This window comes from Sodalis sp. RH19, assembly GCF_047324215.1.
In the GTDB taxonomy this organism is placed as follows: Bacteria; Pseudomonadota; Gammaproteobacteria; order Enterobacterales; family Enterobacteriaceae; genus Acerihabitans.
Window position 1 is genome coordinate 2987103 of sequence record NZ_CP178734.1, and the last position, 16100, is coordinate 3003202.

Consider the following 16100-nt stretch of genomic DNA (forward strand, 5'->3'; position numbering starts at 1 on the left):
GACGCCGGTTTATGCCTCATTTCACAGCAAGCTATCATGCGGTTTTTTCCCACGGCCGGGACATTCAGCGCCATTAACGTCCCGGCGGTGCTTGTCATCTCCTGCCTTCCCCATTCCCGTCCGTACCGCTAACGTCCCCCTGCGCGCCGTGCCGCGCCAGCAATGGCCCAAGATCGATATAGTCCGCAAGCGCAGCCGTGCCCGGATCCGCCAGCCAGGGTATTTCACCCAACAGCGGCGCATCGAGCCGCTGGCACAGCGTCGCCAGGTAGTCGGCCCGCCGGTGCGGCGCTGGCGAGAGATCGTTGGCGATCCACCCCGCCAGGGGCAGTCCGCACTGGCGTATCGCCAGCGCCGTCAACAGCGCATGGTTAATGCATCCGAGCTTCAGCCCGACCACCAGGATCACCGGCAGACGCTCGGCCGCCACCCATTGGTCAAAGGTCAGGGTGTCGCCAAGCGGGGTGTACCATCCCCCCGCGCCCTCGACAAACACCCACTGCGCCTGGCGCACCAGTCGGTCCAATCCCTGCGACATGACGGCCGGATCAAGGGTGCGGCCCTCATCCCTACAGGCAAGGTGGGGCGAGGTCGCCGCCAGCAGGGCCAGCGGATTGACCTGCGCATAGGGCAGGCTGATGCCGCTGTCGGCCAGCAACGCCAGCGCGTCGTCGTTGCGCGCGCCGTCGGCGGTCTGCCGGCAGCCGGCGGCTACCGGCTTATAGCCCGCGGCGCGCCATCCGGCCCGTTTCGCCGCCTGTAGCAAGGCGCAGGTAGCCAGGGTTTTACCGATATCGGTATCGGTGCCGGTAATAAAAAAACGTTTCGTCATGATAATCAGTCCCGATAGATCAGGCCGTAGATCAGCTGATAACTCAGCGGCAAACCCGCCGATTGCCGTTGCCATGCCGCGTCCAGACGTACAAGACGCTGCCGCCCGGTCAGCCCGGGGGTGCGTCCGTCACGCAGGTAACCTGCGCCCACGCCTTTCAGGCCGTGCAGCAGCGCCGACAGATGCGGATAATGCAGGGTATGGCGCGCCGCGCTCAGCCGGTGGCGGTACGGCGAAAACGCCCGCTCGATCGCCCCGGCCGTCAGGAAGCGGTTGATATGGACCGCCTGGTCCACCTGCGACCAGGCCTGCTGCAATTCCCCAAGCGATCCCTCGGCCAGCGTGGAAAGGGCAATCAGGCCGCCAGGGCGGGTGACCCGATAAAACTCCGCCAGTACCCGGGGCAGGTCGTCACACCACTGTACCGCCAGGTTGGAAAAGCAGATGTCCACACAGGCGTCGGCCAGCGGCAAACGTTCGATATCGCCGGCCAGGTAGGCCGCGGCCGATAGGTTACGCCGCGCCTCGGCGAGCATGGCGGGCGAGAGATCCAGCGCCACCACCCGGCTGCCGGCCTCCTGCCAGCGGCGGCTGAACCAGCCGGTGCCGCAGCCGGCATCCAGCAGGCGGCGCCCCGGCTGTTCGCCCAGCAGCGCCATCAAACGTTCGCCGCTGTCCCGCTGCAGGGCGGCATGGCGTTCGTACCCCACCGCTGCGCGGCTAAAGGCGCGGGCGATGCCCGCTTTATGCGCATCGGTGTGCATGATCCAGGGCCTCCAGTAATTTATCGATATCCGCATCCTGATGCGCGGCGGTGAGGGTGATGCGCAGCCGGGCGCCGCCCGGCGGCACCGTTGGCGGCCGGATGGCGGTAAGCCAGCAGCCTTGTTCGCGCAGGCTGGCGCTGAGGCGCAGCGCCAACTGATTATCCCCCACCAGCAGCGGCTGGATAGCGGTGTCCGATCGGCCGAGCGGGTAACCCAGCCCGGCGGCGCCCTGGCGGAACCGGTCGATATTGCGTTGCAGGCGGGCGCGAAGCGCATCACCGGCGATGATGGCGTCCAGGGACGCGTCGATAGCGCACACCTGGGCCGGGGGCAAGGCGGTGCTGTAGATAAGATGGCGGGCAAACTGCAGCAGATATTCCGCCACCGGCTGCGCGCATAATATCGCCGCGCCGCCCACGCCGGCGGCTTTACCGAAGGTCACCACCAGCAGTTCCGGATGGCACCCCTGCGCCCAGGCGCTGCCCCTGCCCTGCTCGCCGAGGACGCCGAAGCCATGGGCATCGTCAACCAGCAGCCAGCCGCCGGTGTCGCCCATAACCTGGTGCAAGGCGGCCAGCGGCGCGCCGTCGCCGTCCATGCTGAATACGCCCTCGGTGACGGCCAGCCGCACGCCCGGGCACGAGGTTTGCGCCAGCCGCGCCAGGGAACCGGCGTCATTATGCTGGAAACGGCGCAGCTGTGCCGGCGCATGCGACGCGGCTTCCAGCAGGGAGGCATGGCTGAGTTTATCCGCCAGGATCTGATCGTCCTTGCCCGCCAGCGCGCAGATCGCCCCTTGGTTGGCGGCATAGCCGGAGGTAAACAACAGCGCGCGCTCGTAGCCCAGCCAGGCGGCCAGCCGTTGCTCCAGCGCCTCGTGGCACGCGCTGTGGCCGGTGACATGGCCGGAGCCGCCGCTGCCTACGCCGTGGCGCGCCGCGCCGTGGCGCCAGGCGGCGACCAGGCGCGCATCGCGGGCCAGGCCCAGGTAGTCGTTGCTGGAAAAATTCAGATAGCGGCGCCCCTGGTATTCCAGCAGCCGGTGATTGCCGTCGGCGACGGCCCGGCGCTTGCGGTAGGCATCGGCCTGTTGCCGCTCGCGCAGGCCCCGATCGATTTTGTCAGCCCAGTCCATCAGCGCGCCGCGTTGTAAAATTGCGGCGTATCGGCCGCCAGCAGCTGTGCTGCCAGCTGCTGCTGGCGCCGGTTATCTCCCGCGTCGGTGTGGTGGTGCTGCGGATTAAGGCCGAGTTTGCGAAACAGCGCCAGATCCTGATCCTCCCCGGGATTGGGCGTGGTCAGCAGCTTGCAGCCGTAAAAAATGGAATTGGCGCCCGCCATAAAGCACAGCGCCTGGGTCTGCTCGCTCATCTGCTCGCGCCCGGCGGACAGGCGTACATGGGAGCGGGGCATCATGATCCGCGCCACCGCGATGGTACGGATAAAATCGAACGCGTCGACTTCATCATTTTCCGCCAGCGGCGTTCCCTTGACCTTAACCAGCATATTGATCGGCACGCTTTCCGGCGGCTCCGGCAGGTTGGCCAGCTGCACCAGCAGGCCGGCGCGATCGGCGATGGTTTCACCCAGGCCGACGATGCCGCCCGAGCAGACCTTGATGCCCGCGCCGCGCACTTTATCCAGGGTATCCAAGCGATCCTGGTAGGTACGGGTGGTGATGATCGAACCGTAGAATTCCGGCGACGTATCCAGGTTATGATTGTAGAAATCCAGGCCGGCGGCCGCCAGCCGTTGCGCCTGCGTTTCGCTGAGCATGCCCAGGGTCATGCAGGTTTCCATGCCCATGGCCTTGACGCCCTGCACCATTTGCTCCAGATAGGGCATATCGCGATCGCGGGGGTTTTTCCAGGCCGCGCCCATGCAAAACCGGGTGGAGCCGGCGGCCTTGGCCTTTTGCGCCGACGTCAGCACCTGTTCCACCTGCATCAGCTGCTCCGCCGCCAGGCCGGTATTATACCGGGCGCTTTGCGGGCAGTATTTGCAATCCTCCGGACAGGCGCCGGTTTTGATCGACAGCAGCGTGCTGACCTGGATTTGATGGGGATCGAAGTGCTGGCGGTGAACGGTCTGCGCTTCAAACATAAGATCCATAAAGGGTTTGGCAAACAAAGCCTGGGCCTGCTGCAATGTCCAGCGCGGGTTATGTTGCATGGGGTTATCGTCTCGCGTTACCGGCTTAAAATAGTTTCGCTAGTGTAAGTCAAGCCGTTATACTGTCAACCAAATATTCTCTATTCCGGTTTACAACTCATTGATGATTGCCGACGATCTGATTTTCGACCAACGCCATATCTGGCATCCCTATACCTCCATGACCCACCCGCTTCCGGTGTATCCGGTCGTCGCCGCCGCGGGCTGCGAGCTGGAGCTTGCCGACGGCCGCCGGCTGGTGGACGGCATGTCCTCCTGGTGGGCGGCGATCCATGGCTATAACCATCCGGCCATCAACCAGGCGGTAGCCGCACAGCTGCAGGAGATGTCCCACGTGATGTTCGGCGGCGTTACCCACCCGCAGGCCGTGGCGCTTTGCCGTCGCCTGGTCGCCATGACGCCCGCGCCTCTGGAATGTGTATTCCTGGCGGATTCCGGCTCGGTGGCGGTGGAGGTGGCGATTAAGATGGCGCTGCAATACTGGCAGGCGCGGGGCGAGCGCCGCAAACACCTGGTGACCCTGCGCCGGGGCTATCATGGCGATACCTTCGGCGCCATGTCGGTGTGCGATCCGCAGACGTCCATGCACCGGCTATACCAGGGTTACCTGCCGCAACATTCTTTTGTCGCGGCGCCGCAGTGCCGTTTTGGCGAAGCGTGGCGGGAAGAGGATGCCGATGAGCTTGCCGCCCTGCTGGCCGGCGGGGAACGGCCGGCGGCGGTGATCCTGGAACCCATAGTGCAGGGCGCCGGGGGCATGCGATTTTATCATCCCACCTACCTGCGGCGGGTGCGTGAACTGTGCGATCGCTACGATACGCTGCTGATCGCCGATGAGATTGCCACCGGTTTCGGCCGCACCGGCAAGCTGTTCGCCTGTGAGCATGCCGGCGTCGCGCCGGATATCATGTGCCTGGGCAAAGCGTTGACCGGCGGTTACCTGACCCTGTCCGCCACCCTGGCCACCCGCGCGGTAGCCGATACCATCAGCAACGGCGAGGCGGGCTGTTTTATGCATGGCCCGACTTTTATGGCCAATCCGCTGGCCTGCGCCGCCGCCAACGCCAGCCTGGCGCTGCTGGAACAAGGCGATTGGCCGGCGCAGGTGGCGGCGATTGAACGGCAACTGCAGGCGGGGCTGCTGCCGTTGCGTGACCATCCGCAGGTGATCGATGCGCGGGTGCTGGGCGCCATCGGCGTGGTTGAAACGTGTTCGCCGGTTAATATGGCGGCGCTGCAGCGCTTTTTTGTCGACCGCGGCGTGTGGATCCGCCCGTTTGGCCGCTTAATTTATCTGATGCCGCCCTATATTATGCCAGAACGACAGCTGTCCCAGCTGATAAGCGCGCTTGCCGCGTCGCTGGACGAACCGGCCCATTTTTCCGCCTGAGTGCCCCTGATGATAAGGGCGGCCGGCTGAGCAGGCTAAGGGACCATGCACTATGATCAACACTTGGCCTGATGTCTTTAAACAAGAAAACAGGGAAATCAGATGAACCAGAATAAACACATCAACCGGCGCATTGTCCTGGCCTCCCGTCCGGCGGGCGCGCCGGTGCCGGATAATTTCCGTCTGGAAACCGCCGCGGTACCGCAGCCGGGCGCGGGTCAGGTGCTGCTGCGCACCGTTTATTTGTCGCTCGATCCCTATATGCGCGGGCGGATGAACGACGCCGAATCCTACTCGGCGCCGGTGGCGCTGGACGCGGTGATGGGCGCCGGTACGGTGGCGCGCGTCGAGGCCAGCAACCATCCTGATTTTGTGCCCGGTGAGTGGGTGCTGAGCTACAGCGGCTGGCAGGATTATGCCCTGACCGACGGCAGCGACGTAAAAAAGCTTCAGGGCGATCTTCTGGAGCATCCCTCATGGGCGCTGGGCGTGCTGGGTATGCCCGGTTTTACCGCCTATATGGGCCTGATGGATATCGGCCAGCCTAAAGCCGGCGAAACACTGGTGGTGGCCGCCGCCAGCGGCGCGGTAGGCTCGGTGGTCGGCCAGGTGGCGCGGCTGAAGGGCTGCCGCACGGTGGGTATCGCCGGCGGCAAGGATAAATGCCGCTACGCGGTGGAGACGCTGGGATTTGACGTCTGCCTCGATCGCCGCGACGCGGATTTCGCCGGCCAGCTGGCGCGGGCCTGCCCGGACGGCATCGATATTTATTTCGAGAACGTCGGCGGCGCGGTGTTCGATGCGGTGCTGCCACTGCTCAATACCTCCGCCCGTATCCCATTGTGCGGGCTGATTGCCAACTACAATATGCAAAACTTGCCCGACGGCAAGGATCGCCTGCCCTATTTACAGGCGCTGCTGTTGCGCAAACGCATACGGATGCAGGGGTATATCATTACCCTGGACTACGGCCACCGTTACGACGAATTTATCCAGGCGATGGGGCCTTGGGTGAGCGAAGGCAAGGTGCGGATGCGCGAGGACATCGTCGATGGGCTGGAGCAAGCGCCGCAGGCCTTTATCGGCTTGTTGGAGGGCAAGAACTTCGGCAAGCTGGTGGTGCGGGTGGGTAGCGATCGGCCATAGCGTTTTTACTTGAACGCCCCTTCTTATTACGATGACCCAACGACGGAGATAATCGATGAAAGTTGCAATAGTCCTGACTTCGCACGATAAATTGGGCGATACCGGCAAGCCCACCGGTTTCTGGCTCGAAGAGCTGGTGGCACCGTATTATATTTTCCACGACGCAGGTATCGAGATTACCCTGGCCTCGCCCAAGGGCGGACAGCCGCCGCTTGATCCCAAAAGTGACGACGCCGACGCCCAGACCCAGGATACCGAGCGTTTCCGTACCGATCGCGCGGCCCAGCAGGCCTTGGCGAATACGGTGAAACTCGATACGTTGGACGCGGCGGATTTTGACGCGGTATTTTATCCCGGCGGCCATGGCCCGCTGTGGGATCTGGCGGAAGATCGGCATTCGATTGCCCTGATTGAAAATACCTTTGCCGCCGGTAAACCGGTAGGCGCTGTCTGCCATGCGCCCGGCGTCTTGCGCCATGTTAAAAAGCCGGACGGCACCCCACTGGTGGCGGGGAAACGGGTAACCGGTTTTAGCAATAGCGAGGAAGAAGCGGTGCAGTTAACCAAGGTGGTGCCGTTCCTGGTGGAGGATGAGCTTAAACGGCTGGGCGGCGATTACCAGAAGGTCGACGATTGGCAGTCATTGTCGGTTATAGACGGCCATCTGGTCACCGGCCAGAATCCCGGCTCGTCGGCGGCCACTGCGCAGAATGTATTAAAATTGCTAAATTGCTGATAAGGAGCGGATATGGCTTTTACGTTACGCAGTAACGATCTGCGGGATGGCGAAAAGATGCCTGAGCGCCATGTGTTTAACGGCATGGGCTATAGCGGCGAGAATATCTCGCCTCATCTGGCCTGGGACGGCGCGCCCGAGGGAACCAAGAGTTTTGTGATTACCGTTTACGATCCCGATGCGCCTACCGGCTCCGGCTGGTGGCATTGGCTGGTGGCCAATCTGCCGGCCGATACCCGGGCGCTGCCGCAGGGGGCCGGGTCCGGGCTGGTGAACCTGCCGGCCGGGGCGGTACAGTGTCGTACCGATTTCGGTAAAGCGGGTTATGGCGGCGCGGCGCCGCCGCAGGGCGATACCCATCGTTATCAGTTTAGCGTACACGCGCTGGACGTTGAGAGCATTGAGGTGGATGAGCACGCCAGCGGCGCAGTGGTGGGGTTTAACGTGCATTTCCATTCATTGGGCAAGGCGTCGCTGACCGTCACATATAATTAGCGGGCGCGTGCTCCCTTGAACAGGCCTGCTTTGGGTTCAGGGCTGGCGGGCCTGCCGCGCCATGGGGCCTCGGTCGGGCGAAAAACCACGCCCGATTCCACCCCATTGGCGCGCTCTCCCTTGAACACGTCGGCCTTAGGTGCGGTGTTAACGGGACTGCCGCGCCATGGGGCACGCTGTCTTCAACACGCTGGGATTAGCGTTCGAGGATCGACACCCACATCGGTCCCTGCCCCACCGGGTAGCGCGCCAGCGGCGTTAACCCGCCGGTATCGCCTTCGATGCGATAGACTCCGATATGCCCCGATTTCTGCCCAGCGGCGACCAGGAAGCGGCCTGCGGCATCGATATTAAAGCCGCGCGGCTGGGTTTCGGTGGGCTGGTAGCCCAGCACATCCAGGGTGCTGCCGTCTTCCGATACCGCAAAACGGGTGATGACGCTGGCGGTGCGATCGCAGCCGAACAGGTAACGTCCGTCCGGGGTGATATGGATATCCGCCGCCCAGCGGGTATCGGCGAATCCCGGCGGCATCAGATCCAGCGTCTGGATAATACGCGGCGTGTTTCCCGCATCATCCAGGGCATAGACGTTGACCGAGCTGTTCAGCTCATTGAGGCAGTAGGCATAGGGGCGGTGGGGATGGAACACCATGTGGCGCGGTCCGGCGCCGCTGACCGTGTTCACCGCCTCGGGCCGGCGCGGCTGCAGTTGGCCCGAGGCCGCGATATCAAACAGGCGGATGCGATCTTCCTTCAGGCAAGGCACCCATAAAATCCGGTTGGTCGGATCGACATTGGCGGAATGGCAATTAACCAGGTCGTCCAATACCTGCAGCGGCGCGCCGGCGATGCCGTTTTCATCGATGGGGCTGACGCTGACGCAGCTTTTGCTGTAGGAGGCGCAGAACAGAAAACGCCCCTGGCGATCGGTGCTCAGATGGGTGGGGCTTCCGGGCAGCGGCGCCATAGCGGCCTCGGTCAACAGGCCCTGTTCATCGATGTGGTAACTGACGACACCAAAATCAGGACGCACGCCGAGGTAGAGATGGGTTTTAGCCGGGTTTATCGCCATCGGCTGTCCCTGCCCCGGGGTGTCAACCACCTGCAGCAGGCTCAACTGGCCCTCCTGATCCATTTGCCAGACATGCAGCTGCTGACTTTCGGGACTGGCAACATAGACGATCTGCTTCATGGGTTCTCCTTTATTCGCATTAGCGCCTTGAGCATTGATAATAGGTGAATAATGGGCTCTCCGGTTAGCATCTCACTGTTGTTGTTTGTTATCCACCGACATTTTTCACGGTTTTCGTCACCTGGCTTACGGTGTACCATCTGGCATGACTTTACTTATCCGCATAATGAGAAAACTATGACCTATCGCGTAATAGCCCTGGATCTTGACGGTACCTTGTTGGATCGACAAAAAAGAATTCTGCCGCAATCGCTTAAGGCCCTGAATGATGCCCGTGCGGCGGGGATGGAGGTGGTGGTGGTGACCGGCCGCCATCACGTGGCAATCCATCCTTTCTACCAGGCGCTGAAGATTAGCACTCCCGCCATATGCTGTAACGGCACCTATCTCTATGATTACCAGCAAAAAAAAGTCATCACCGCCAACCCCCTTGAGAAAGCTCAGGCCCGGCGGGTGCTGGAACTGCTGAAGCAATATGATATCCATGGCTTGATTTACGTGGATGACGCGATGATCTACGAACAACCCAGCGATCACGTGATCCGTTCGCAGGCCTGGGCCGCTACCCTGCCGGAGGCGCAACGGCCGAACCTGCTGCAGGTGGACAGCCTGTTCGCGGCGGCTGAAGAGGCAAACGCCATCTGGAAATTCGCCACCTCCTATCCGGATACGGTAAAGCTTCGCGCCTTCGCCGGAGTGGTGGAGCAGGAAATGGGGCTGGCCTGCGAATGGTCCTGGCACGATCAGGTGGATATCGCCCAAACGGGCAATAGCAAAGGCAAGCTGTTGCAGCAGTGGGTGGAATCCCAAGGATGGAGCATGGATCAGGTCATTGCGTTTGGCGACAATTATAACGATCTGAGCATGTTGGAAGCCGCGGGCCTGGGCGTGGCGATGGGCAACAGCGATGACGCCATCAAGGCGCGGGCCGACGTCACTATCGGCGATAATGAATCCACGGCCATCGCCGATTTCATCTACCAGCGGGTACTGGGTTAACGCAGCGGACGGTTAAACCGGACAGCGTAATCACGCGACGCCGGGTCATTCCCATCCAGGGGCCAGGGGCCGGGCAGGAAACGGGCGCGGCCGTATTTACGCGTTGATCGATACGCTTTTGATCTGCGCATAAAGCGCCATGCCCGGGGCCAGCGCCAGTTCGTCCCTGGCCCAGGGACTGATCCGCGCCCAAAGCGTATGGCCGTCGATTTCCAGGCGTACCTCAATTTGGTCTCCCACCGTCAGGCATTCGCGCACGGTGGCGGGCAGGATGTTGCGGATACTGCTGCGCGCGGGCGGCGCCATCACCAGGGAAATATCGGTGGCGGCGACACGAATGCGCAGCGCGCTGCCTGGCGGCAACGCCACCCGGCCCACCCACAGCCGCTCCCGGCCGAGCGACAGGGCGGTCATGGCGTAGTCCGGATGCTGTTCATCCACCCTGACCTCCAGCACGCTGCTTTGCTCTTCGCGCGGCAGCCAGGGCCGCAGCGCGCTGCTGGCCCATACCGTCTCCAGGCTGCCGAAGGCTTTCAACTGGCCGTTATCCAGGATCAGCACGCGTTCCGCCAATTGCAAAATTTCCTCCATGCTGTGGGTCACATACAGGATCGGGATTTTCACCTTGACGGCCAAACGCTCCAGGTAAGGCAACAGCTCGCGCTTACGCGGCAAATCCAGCGACGCCAGCGGCTCATCCATCAACAGTATTTCCGGCGCGCTCAGCAGCGCGCGGCCGATGGCGACCCGCTGTTTTTCGCCGCCGGAAAGCGTGAGGGGAAAACGTCCCAGCAGATGACCGATGCCCAGCAATGAAATAATGGCGTCGAACTCCGGGCGCATCGAAGCCGCCATGCCGTAAAACAAATTGCCGCGCACCCGATAGTGGGGAAATAGCCGGCCGTCCTGGAAAACATAGCCGATCCGCCGCTTCTCCGGCGGCAGGGCAATGCGCCGTTCGGAGGAAAACAGGGTGCGTCCGTTAAGGATGATATGCCCGCGCTGCGGGCGCGTCAGGCCCGCCACGGCATTGATCAGCGAGGTCTTGCCGGCGCCGGAAACGCCAAACACAGCGGTAATGCCGCTGGCGGGTACGTCGGCCTTGACCGCGAGGGTAGCCTCGCCGAGCCGTTGGCTAATATCGATCTCGAGCATCAGCCCCCCAGCCGCCTGCGGCCCCATTTGGCCAGCCAATCGGCGACAAGCAGCGACGCCAGCGACAGAATAATGGCCAATACGCACAGGCGCCCCGCCGCCGCTTCCGCGCCGGGCGTTTCAATAAACGTATACATGGCCAGCGGAATGGTGCGGGTTTCCCCGGGGATATTGGAAACAAAGGTGATGGTGGCGCCAAACTCACCGAGCGATCGGGCAAAAGCCAGTACCGTCCCTACAACGATACCGGGAAAGGATAGCGGCAGCGTAATAGTGAAAAACACCCGCCAAGGGCCGGCGCCCAAGGTACGGGCCGCCTGCTCCAGCCGCAGATCGATGGCCTCGAGCGACATGCGGATGGCACGCACCATCAAAGGGAACGCCACCACCGCCGAGGCCAGGGCCGCGCCGCGCCAGCTGAAACTAAAACTGAAACCCGTAAGCTGATACAGCCATGCGCCGATAAAACCCCGGCGCCCGAGCGCGATAAGCAGCAGATAACCGATCACCACCGGCGGCAGCACCAACGGCAAATGGATAATACCGTCCAGCAACGCCTTGCCGGGAAAGCGCCAGCGCACCAGTATCCACGCCATCAGAATGCCAAAAGGCAAGCTGCAGGCAACCGCCAGGAGCGATACTTGCAGACTTAAGGCAACCGCCTGCCACTCGTACTCGGTCAGCGGCATTATCTCGGGGTAAAGCCGTTCTGTTTAAACACCGCCGATGCCGCCGGGGTTTTCAGGTAGTCATAAAAGGCCTTGGCCGCCGGCGTGGCGTTATCCTTGATCAGCGCCATGGGATATTCCACCGGTTTATGGCTGTCTTTCGGGAACGTGGCCACGACTTTAACCCCTTTACTGGAAAGCGCATCCGAGCCATAGACGATACCCAACGGCGCTTCCCCACGTTCAACCAGCGCTAATGCGCCGCGTACGTCGCTGGCGCGGGCCATCACCGGCGACAGCTGATCCCAGGCGCCCAGGTTCTGCAAGGCTTCCTTGGCATAAATGCCCGCCGGCACATGATCCGGATCGCCAACCGCCAGTTTCTGTCCCTTCAGCAACGATGTCCAGTCGGTCTTTTTATCGATGGTGAACGGCTTGAGGGCGCTTGATGTCGGCGCCACCAGCACCAGTTCGTTACCCAGCAGGGTATAGCGGGTATCGGTGACAATCTGTTGTTTATCCTGCGCGTAGTCCATCCACTGCTGGTCGGCGGAGATAAACATGTTGGCCGGCGCGCCCTGCTCTATCTGGCGCGCCAGCGTAGAGGAAGAGGCGAAAGACGAAACGATCTCGACTTTATGATCCCGTTGATAATTTTTGGCGATATCCTGCAAGGCATTGGTCAGCGAGGCGGCGGCAAATACCGTGACTTTATCCGCCGCCGGCGCGGCCAGCGCCTGAAAGCCCAGCAACTGCACACTCAGCGCCGCGGTAAATGCCGCACCGGCAATCCATTTAAAACGTAAAGTAGTCATAGCTCACCTTGAATGATCGTTATGCAAAAAATAATATAACGCACGATCACTTTTGTCATTAGTTATTGTAGGGATTAATGAAAGGTTACGGCAGGCGAAAAAAACGCGCCGCGGTGCCCTGGCCCGGAACACCGCGGAAAGAAGTGACTATCGGTCGGTTTTGATAGCGGCCGCGTCCCGGGCGCGATCCAGCGCCAGGGTAATCAGTTTATCCACCAGTTGCGGATAACTCAGCCCGCTGGCTTCCCATAATTTTGGATACATGCTGATGGAGGTAAAACCGGGGATGGTATTCACTTCATTGATGATGATCTCCTGCTCCCGCGTCAGGAAAAAATCCACCCGGGCCATGACCGCGCAGCCCAGCACCCGGAAGGCGGCCTGTGCGATCAGGCGTATTTCATCGCTAACGGCGCTATCCAGCTGCGCCGGTATCTCCAGTTCCGCCTGTCCGCCCTTGAGGTATTTAGTATCGTAGGCATAAAATTCGTCATTGGCGACAATCTCGCCGCAGAGGCTGACGGCGGGGGTGTCGTTGCCCAATACCGCCGTCTCGATTTCACGCCCATCGATAGCCGTTTCAACCAGGACCTTGTGATCAAAGGCAAAGGCCATAATCAGCGCTTGCCGGAATCCGGCGGCATCCACGACCTTGCTGACGCCAACCGAGGATCCCTGGCTGGCCGGCTTGATAAACAGCGGCAGCCCCAGCTGTCCCACAATAGCATCAAAGTCCGCCGTGACGGAATCGGTGCGGTGGAGCGTGACCGACGGGGTCACCGGCAGGCCCGCGTCGCGCAGCACGCGTTTGGTCATGTCTTTATCCATGCAGACCGCGGAACCCAGAACATCCGGCCCGACAAAGGGCACGCCCAGAACCCGCAGCAATCCCTGGATGGATCCATCCTCGCCGGCGCCGCCGTGCAGCACGGAAAAAGCCACATCAATGGCGGGCAGCGCTTCGCCGCTGGTGATATCAATCAGCTGCGCGGCGTTTTGCCCCGGCACCACCGCCAGATAACGGGCCGAGGGAGCCAGTTTTATCCGCGCCGGGTCGTCGGGATAAAGCAGGTAATCGGCTTCATTGCACAGGGTCCACCGGCCACGCTTATCGACACCGATTAATGTCAGATCAAATTTGTGCCTGTCGACCGCATTAATCACGTTAATGGACGACCGTAACGAGACTTCGTGTTCGGTGGATTGCCCGCCGAATAGCACCGCCAGCCGTTGTTTGCCCTTTTCCGCTTGTTCCATCACATCCTCTTTGATCGTTAAAACATCACTTCAACGCCAACAGAGTATTAGCCGAAAGTGTGCAAGTAAAGCCTGGGATGGACTTGAAGGGTAAACAGGTGCCGCGATACCATTTTCGACGCGAATTAGGCGGGAACCCCGCATTGTCAATGGCTGATGGCCGGTCTGTTCAATATGAATCTCACCGTGTTATTTCTCGCCGGAAACAACTTATTTCGCCGCGTTTATGGCGGTTGTAACCTTATACCGCATCGGCATCCTGACCGGCGGGTATAGCGGCGGCATCGCATAAGGACAACAGGGTGATGCAGTCGTCTTCCAGGGCGGTAAAGAAGGTGGTTAACGACATAGTGCGCAGCTTGGCCTGCAATAGCGATGTTTTGAGCATCGCGCGATCATTGCGCCGCGCGGCGAGCCTGGCATCGGCATAGCTGGCGAGAAGGCGCGTCAGGCGTCCATTAAAGATCTCATCGGCATTTTGATCGTCCCGGGCATTAAGCAGCTCAGTCTGATCGATTCCCATATGTCCGGAAATTGAAAAAATCGCGTTCTTTATTTCCTCGAAAGAATGCTGGCTAACCATTATTATGTTTCCTAGATATATTGATAATCAAAGAATTTCACACCATACAATTAACAAAACTGGTCAATTAATGATTAATAATCTTTTATTTCTGTTTCGTTAACGTCGCTATTGCATACGCTAAAATCATGCTTCGTTCAAAAATGATACTATCACTGAATCTTAAATGAATGTTTAACGAAAAAGAAAATCTACCGAGCGCCTAGACTAAAGCATAGAAAAAATGGCGCATGGTCCCGACGAACACTGAATGAAATGGGCATTAGTATTGAAGTACTGGCAACGCATTTAGGAATAGAAAATGATGAATACCGCTTTAAGATCATCCTTACTCATGGTAATAATGTTAACTGCGCCTGCGTGTTATGCTGTAAAAAGCAATATCATATTCAGTAATATTTGTGAGCCATTAACTACATTAAATATAAACGGTGAAGTCATCCATCACTTACTTATTGATACAGGCGCCACCGGCGGCATACACCTAAAAGAAAATATCCTTAACTCTCTTCCAGGCAATCCCGCACAATACATAAAGAACAACAGATACGTAGATGCTTTCGGTTTACCGATAATAACTTCATTGATAAACCGGCATGAAAAAGCCCCGAAACGGGGCTTTATTGGCAAAACAGGCTCACCGCGCGAATGATTACCACCAAAGCGGCACAGGCCCGTCACCATTAATGCGCATCGGCACCGCGCTTATCATCGGCATGGGGATCACGCTTCTGTTTAGGCTGGCCGATTTTCGAGATAATGTTAAACAGCTCGCCCAGGCCATAGATTGATCCAAGAATGATCACCATCACGATGGGCACCATCAGCACTACCATTAGCAAACTTTCCAGTAATTCTAACATCTTCACCTCGTATCATGCCGCTGCCGCCGGCGATGTTGCTATGCTTATCCCCCTTTATACCAGTTTATGGCGCGGCAACTTAGGCTTTTTATGTTATACCCCGCAGAAAGCGCACGCGCGGCGACAGGTCATTTGCCCGCCGGCGTAAGATCGGCGACAATTCGTAGCCATCAACGCGCGTCACCCAGCGCAACGTTTAATCTCATACAAGGCGCACAGGCATGCAGGCCGAAATTCTTTTAACCCTGAAACTCCAGCAACGCCTTTTTGCCGATCCGCGGCGCATCGCCCTGCTCAAGCAGATCAAACACACCGGCTCCATCAGCCAGGGCGCAAAACTGGCGGGCATCAGCTATAAAAGCGCCTGGGACGCCATCAGCGCCATGAACGAACTGGCGGAGCAGACCCTGGTGGAACGCGCCACCGGCGGCAAAGGCGGCGGCGGCGCCACCCTGACGCGGTATGCGGAGCGGCTGCTGCAGCTTTACGACCTATTGGGGCAAATCCAGCAAAAGGCCTTTGACGTGCTGCAGGACGACCCGTTACCGCTTGATAGCCTGTTGGCGGCCATTTCGCGCTTTTCGCTGCAGACCAGCGCCCGCAACCAATTTTTCGGCACCGTGCTCACGCGCAGCCATCAGCAGGTGCAGCAACACGTCGATATCCTGCTGGCGGATGGGCGCACACGGCTGGCGGTGGCCCTGACGCAGCAAAGCGCCGACCGGTTGCAGCTGGCGCCGGGGAAGGAAGTGCTGCTGCTTATCAAAGCGCCCTGGGTGTCGGTGCGCGCGGGCCATGTCGCCGTCCCCGGCGCCGATAATGTCCTGCACGGCACCCTGGCCCATCTGGAAGAAGGCGAGGAGAACGACGAGGCGCTGCTGAAGCTTGCCGGCGGGGAAATCGTCTGCGCCACCTTGCCAAAAAATGCGGCGGCCGAACAACATTTGTCGGCGGGACTGCCAATCACAGCATATTTTAACGCCGACCAGGTCATCATCGCCACGCTGTGCTGAAAGCGCGCCCGCGCATT

General features: G+C 60.2%; 18 protein-coding genes. 7 read left to right on the plus strand and 11 right to left on the minus strand.

Annotated elements, in window-relative coordinates; genetic code table 11:
- Window positions 1–94: 94 nt before the first annotated feature.
- Genes bioD through bioB form a run of 4 tightly spaced genes read right to left on the minus strand, consistent with a single transcriptional unit; the run spans window position 95 to window position 3771 of the window.
- Window positions 95–832, minus strand: a complete 738-nt coding sequence (gene bioD / locus ACL2XF_RS13530) for a dethiobiotin synthase (protein ID WP_410016005.1) — start codon at window positions 830–832, stop codon at window positions 95–97.
- 5 nt (window positions 833–837) lie between these two features.
- Window positions 838–1596, minus strand: a complete 759-nt coding sequence (gene bioC / locus ACL2XF_RS13535) for a malonyl-ACP O-methyltransferase BioC (protein ID WP_410016006.1) — start codon at window positions 1594–1596, stop codon at window positions 838–840.
- On the minus strand, window positions 1577–2734 hold the full coding sequence (gene bioF / locus ACL2XF_RS13540; RefSeq protein ID WP_410016007.1) for an 8-amino-7-oxononanoate synthase: 1158 nt from the start codon (window positions 2732–2734) through the stop codon (window positions 1577–1579). The genes bioC and bioF overlap by 20 nt, the downstream gene beginning before the upstream one ends.
- Window positions 2734–3771 carry a biotin synthase BioB gene (bioB, locus tag ACL2XF_RS13545; RefSeq protein WP_410016008.1) on the minus strand — a complete coding sequence of 346 codons (1038 nt, stop codon included), beginning with the start codon at window positions 3769–3771 and terminating at the stop codon, window positions 2734–2736. Before bioB ends, bioF begins: the two co-directional genes overlap by 1 nt.
- Window positions 3772–3874: 103 nt before the next feature.
- On the opposite strand from bioB, the gene bioA reads away from it, so the two are divergent.
- The 4 genes from bioA (at window position 3875) to ACL2XF_RS13565 (ending at window position 7538) form a co-directional block, all read left to right on the plus strand.
- Window positions 3875–5161 (plus strand): adenosylmethionine--8-amino-7-oxononanoate transaminase, encoded by a 1287-nt coding sequence (bioA, locus tag ACL2XF_RS13550; protein ID WP_410016009.1) that lies wholly within the window; start codon window positions 3875–3877, stop codon window positions 5159–5161.
- Window positions 5162–5263: 102 nt separating this feature from the next.
- Window positions 5264–6307: an NADP-dependent oxidoreductase gene (locus ACL2XF_RS13555; protein WP_410016010.1), complete on the plus strand. Its 1044-nt coding sequence runs from the start codon at window positions 5264–5266 to the stop codon at window positions 6305–6307.
- 55 nt (window positions 6308–6362) lie between these two features.
- Window positions 6363–7043 (plus strand): type 1 glutamine amidotransferase domain-containing protein, encoded by a 681-nt coding sequence (locus tag ACL2XF_RS13560; protein WP_410016011.1) that lies wholly within the window; start codon window positions 6363–6365, stop codon window positions 7041–7043.
- A 12-nt stretch (window positions 7044–7055) separates the two neighbouring features.
- On the plus strand, window positions 7056–7538 hold the full coding sequence (locus ACL2XF_RS13565; protein ID WP_410016012.1) for a kinase inhibitor: 483 nt from the start codon (window positions 7056–7058) through the stop codon (window positions 7536–7538).
- A 196-nt stretch (window positions 7539–7734) separates the two neighbouring features.
- Here ACL2XF_RS13565 and pgl read toward each other — a convergent pair whose 3' ends face one another.
- On the minus strand, window positions 7735–8730 hold the full coding sequence (gene pgl / locus ACL2XF_RS13570) for a 6-phosphogluconolactonase (RefSeq protein WP_410016013.1): 996 nt from the start codon (window positions 8728–8730) through the stop codon (window positions 7735–7737).
- A gap of 177 nt (window positions 8731–8907) precedes the next feature.
- On the opposite strand from pgl, the gene ACL2XF_RS13575 reads away from it, so the two are divergent.
- A complete protein-coding gene (locus ACL2XF_RS13575) occupies window positions 8908–9729 on the plus strand; it encodes a pyridoxal phosphatase (RefSeq protein ID WP_413722330.1) in 822 nt (273 codons plus the stop codon).
- Between the two features lie 96 nt (window positions 9730–9825).
- Here ACL2XF_RS13575 and modC read toward each other — a convergent pair whose 3' ends face one another.
- The 5 genes from modC to ACL2XF_RS13600 form a co-directional block, all read right to left on the minus strand.
- Window positions 9826–10884, minus strand: coding sequence for a molybdenum ABC transporter ATP-binding protein ModC (gene modC, locus ACL2XF_RS13580; RefSeq protein ID WP_410016015.1), 1059 nt, complete (start codon window positions 10882–10884; stop codon window positions 9826–9828).
- A complete protein-coding gene (modB, locus tag ACL2XF_RS13585; protein WP_413727035.1) occupies window positions 10884–11573 on the minus strand; it encodes a molybdate ABC transporter permease subunit in 690 nt (229 codons plus the stop codon). Before modB ends, modC begins: the two co-directional genes overlap by 1 nt.
- The gene (gene modA / locus ACL2XF_RS13590; RefSeq protein ID WP_413727036.1) at window positions 11573–12367 is read right to left on the minus strand and encodes a molybdate ABC transporter substrate-binding protein; all 795 of its coding nucleotides are present in this window, start codon (window positions 12365–12367) and stop codon (window positions 11573–11575) included. Before modA ends, modB begins: the two co-directional genes overlap by 1 nt.
- Window positions 12368–12514: 147 nt before the next feature.
- Complete coding sequence (gene ddlA, locus ACL2XF_RS13595) at window positions 12515–13624, minus strand: D-alanine--D-alanine ligase (protein ID WP_413727037.1); 1110 nt, start codon at window positions 13622–13624, stop codon at window positions 12515–12517.
- 241 nt (window positions 13625–13865) lie between these two features.
- Complete coding sequence (locus ACL2XF_RS13600) at window positions 13866–14207, minus strand: hypothetical protein (protein ID WP_413727038.1); 342 nt, start codon at window positions 14205–14207, stop codon at window positions 13866–13868.
- A 301-nt stretch (window positions 14208–14508) separates the two neighbouring features.
- Between ACL2XF_RS13600 and ACL2XF_RS13605 the strand changes: the two genes are divergently transcribed.
- Window positions 14509–14859, plus strand: coding sequence for a hypothetical protein (locus tag ACL2XF_RS13605; protein WP_413727039.1), 351 nt, complete (start codon window positions 14509–14511; stop codon window positions 14857–14859).
- A gap of 31 nt (window positions 14860–14890) precedes the next feature.
- On the opposite strand, the gene ACL2XF_RS13610 is transcribed toward ACL2XF_RS13605, so the two are convergent.
- The gene (locus tag ACL2XF_RS13610) at window positions 14891–15070 is read right to left on the minus strand and encodes an AcrZ family multidrug efflux pump-associated protein (RefSeq protein WP_410016021.1); all 180 of its coding nucleotides are present in this window, start codon (window positions 15068–15070) and stop codon (window positions 14891–14893) included.
- 221 nt (window positions 15071–15291) lie between these two features.
- Here ACL2XF_RS13610 and modE point away from each other — a divergent pair, with 221 nt between their 5' ends.
- On the plus strand, window positions 15292–16083 hold the full coding sequence (modE, locus tag ACL2XF_RS13615) for a molybdenum-dependent transcriptional regulator (RefSeq protein ID WP_410016022.1): 792 nt from the start codon (window positions 15292–15294) through the stop codon (window positions 16081–16083).
- Window positions 16084–16100 lie beyond the last annotated feature (17 nt).

Bases quoted from the DNA above. Each gene is read 5' to 3' on its own strand.
- ACL2XF_RS13575 (WP_413722330.1), top strand. From the start codon at position 8,908: ATGACCTATCGCGTAATAGCCCTGGATCTTGACGGTACCTTGTTGGAT.
- modB (WP_413727035.1), bottom strand. From the start codon at position 11,573: ATGCCGCTGACCGAGTACGAGTGGCAGGCGGTTGCCTTAAGTCTGCAA.
- ACL2XF_RS13560 (WP_410016011.1), top strand. From the start codon at position 6,363: ATGAAAGTTGCAATAGTCCTGACTTCGCACGATAAATTGGGCGATACC.
- ddlA (WP_413727037.1), bottom strand. From the start codon at position 13,624: ATGGAACAAGCGGAAAAGGGCAAACAACGGCTGGCGGTGCTATTCGGC.
- bioC (WP_410016006.1), bottom strand. From the start codon at position 1,596: ATGCACACCGATGCGCATAAAGCGGGCATCGCCCGCGCCTTTAGCCGC.
- modA (WP_413727036.1), bottom strand. From the start codon at position 12,367: ATGACTACTTTACGTTTTAAATGGATTGCCGGTGCGGCATTTACCGCG.
- modE (WP_410016022.1), top strand. From the start codon at position 15,292: ATGCAGGCCGAAATTCTTTTAACCCTGAAACTCCAGCAACGCCTTTTT.
- modC (WP_410016015.1), bottom strand. From the start codon at position 10,884: ATGCTCGAGATCGATATTAGCCAACGGCTCGGCGAGGCTACCCTCGCG.
- bioD (WP_410016005.1), bottom strand. From the start codon at position 832: ATGACGAAACGTTTTTTTATTACCGGCACCGATACCGATATCGGTAAA.
- ACL2XF_RS13605 (WP_413727039.1), top strand. From the start codon at position 14,509: ATGATGAATACCGCTTTAAGATCATCCTTACTCATGGTAATAATGTTA.
- bioF (WP_410016007.1), bottom strand. From the start codon at position 2,734: ATGGACTGGGCTGACAAAATCGATCGGGGCCTGCGCGAGCGGCAACAG.
- ACL2XF_RS13600 (WP_413727038.1), bottom strand. From the start codon at position 14,207: ATGGTTAGCCAGCATTCTTTCGAGGAAATAAAGAACGCGATTTTTTCA.
- ACL2XF_RS13565 (WP_410016012.1), top strand. From the start codon at position 7,056: ATGGCTTTTACGTTACGCAGTAACGATCTGCGGGATGGCGAAAAGATG.
- bioA (WP_410016009.1), top strand. From the start codon at position 3,875: ATGATTGCCGACGATCTGATTTTCGACCAACGCCATATCTGGCATCCC.
- pgl (WP_410016013.1), bottom strand. From the start codon at position 8,730: ATGAAGCAGATCGTCTATGTTGCCAGTCCCGAAAGTCAGCAGCTGCAT.
- ACL2XF_RS13610 (WP_410016021.1), bottom strand. From the start codon at position 15,070: ATGTTAGAATTACTGGAAAGTTTGCTAATGGTAGTGCTGATGGTGCCC.
- ACL2XF_RS13555 (WP_410016010.1), top strand. From the start codon at position 5,264: ATGAACCAGAATAAACACATCAACCGGCGCATTGTCCTGGCCTCCCGT.
- bioB (WP_410016008.1), bottom strand. From the start codon at position 3,771: ATGCAACATAACCCGCGCTGGACATTGCAGCAGGCCCAGGCTTTGTTT.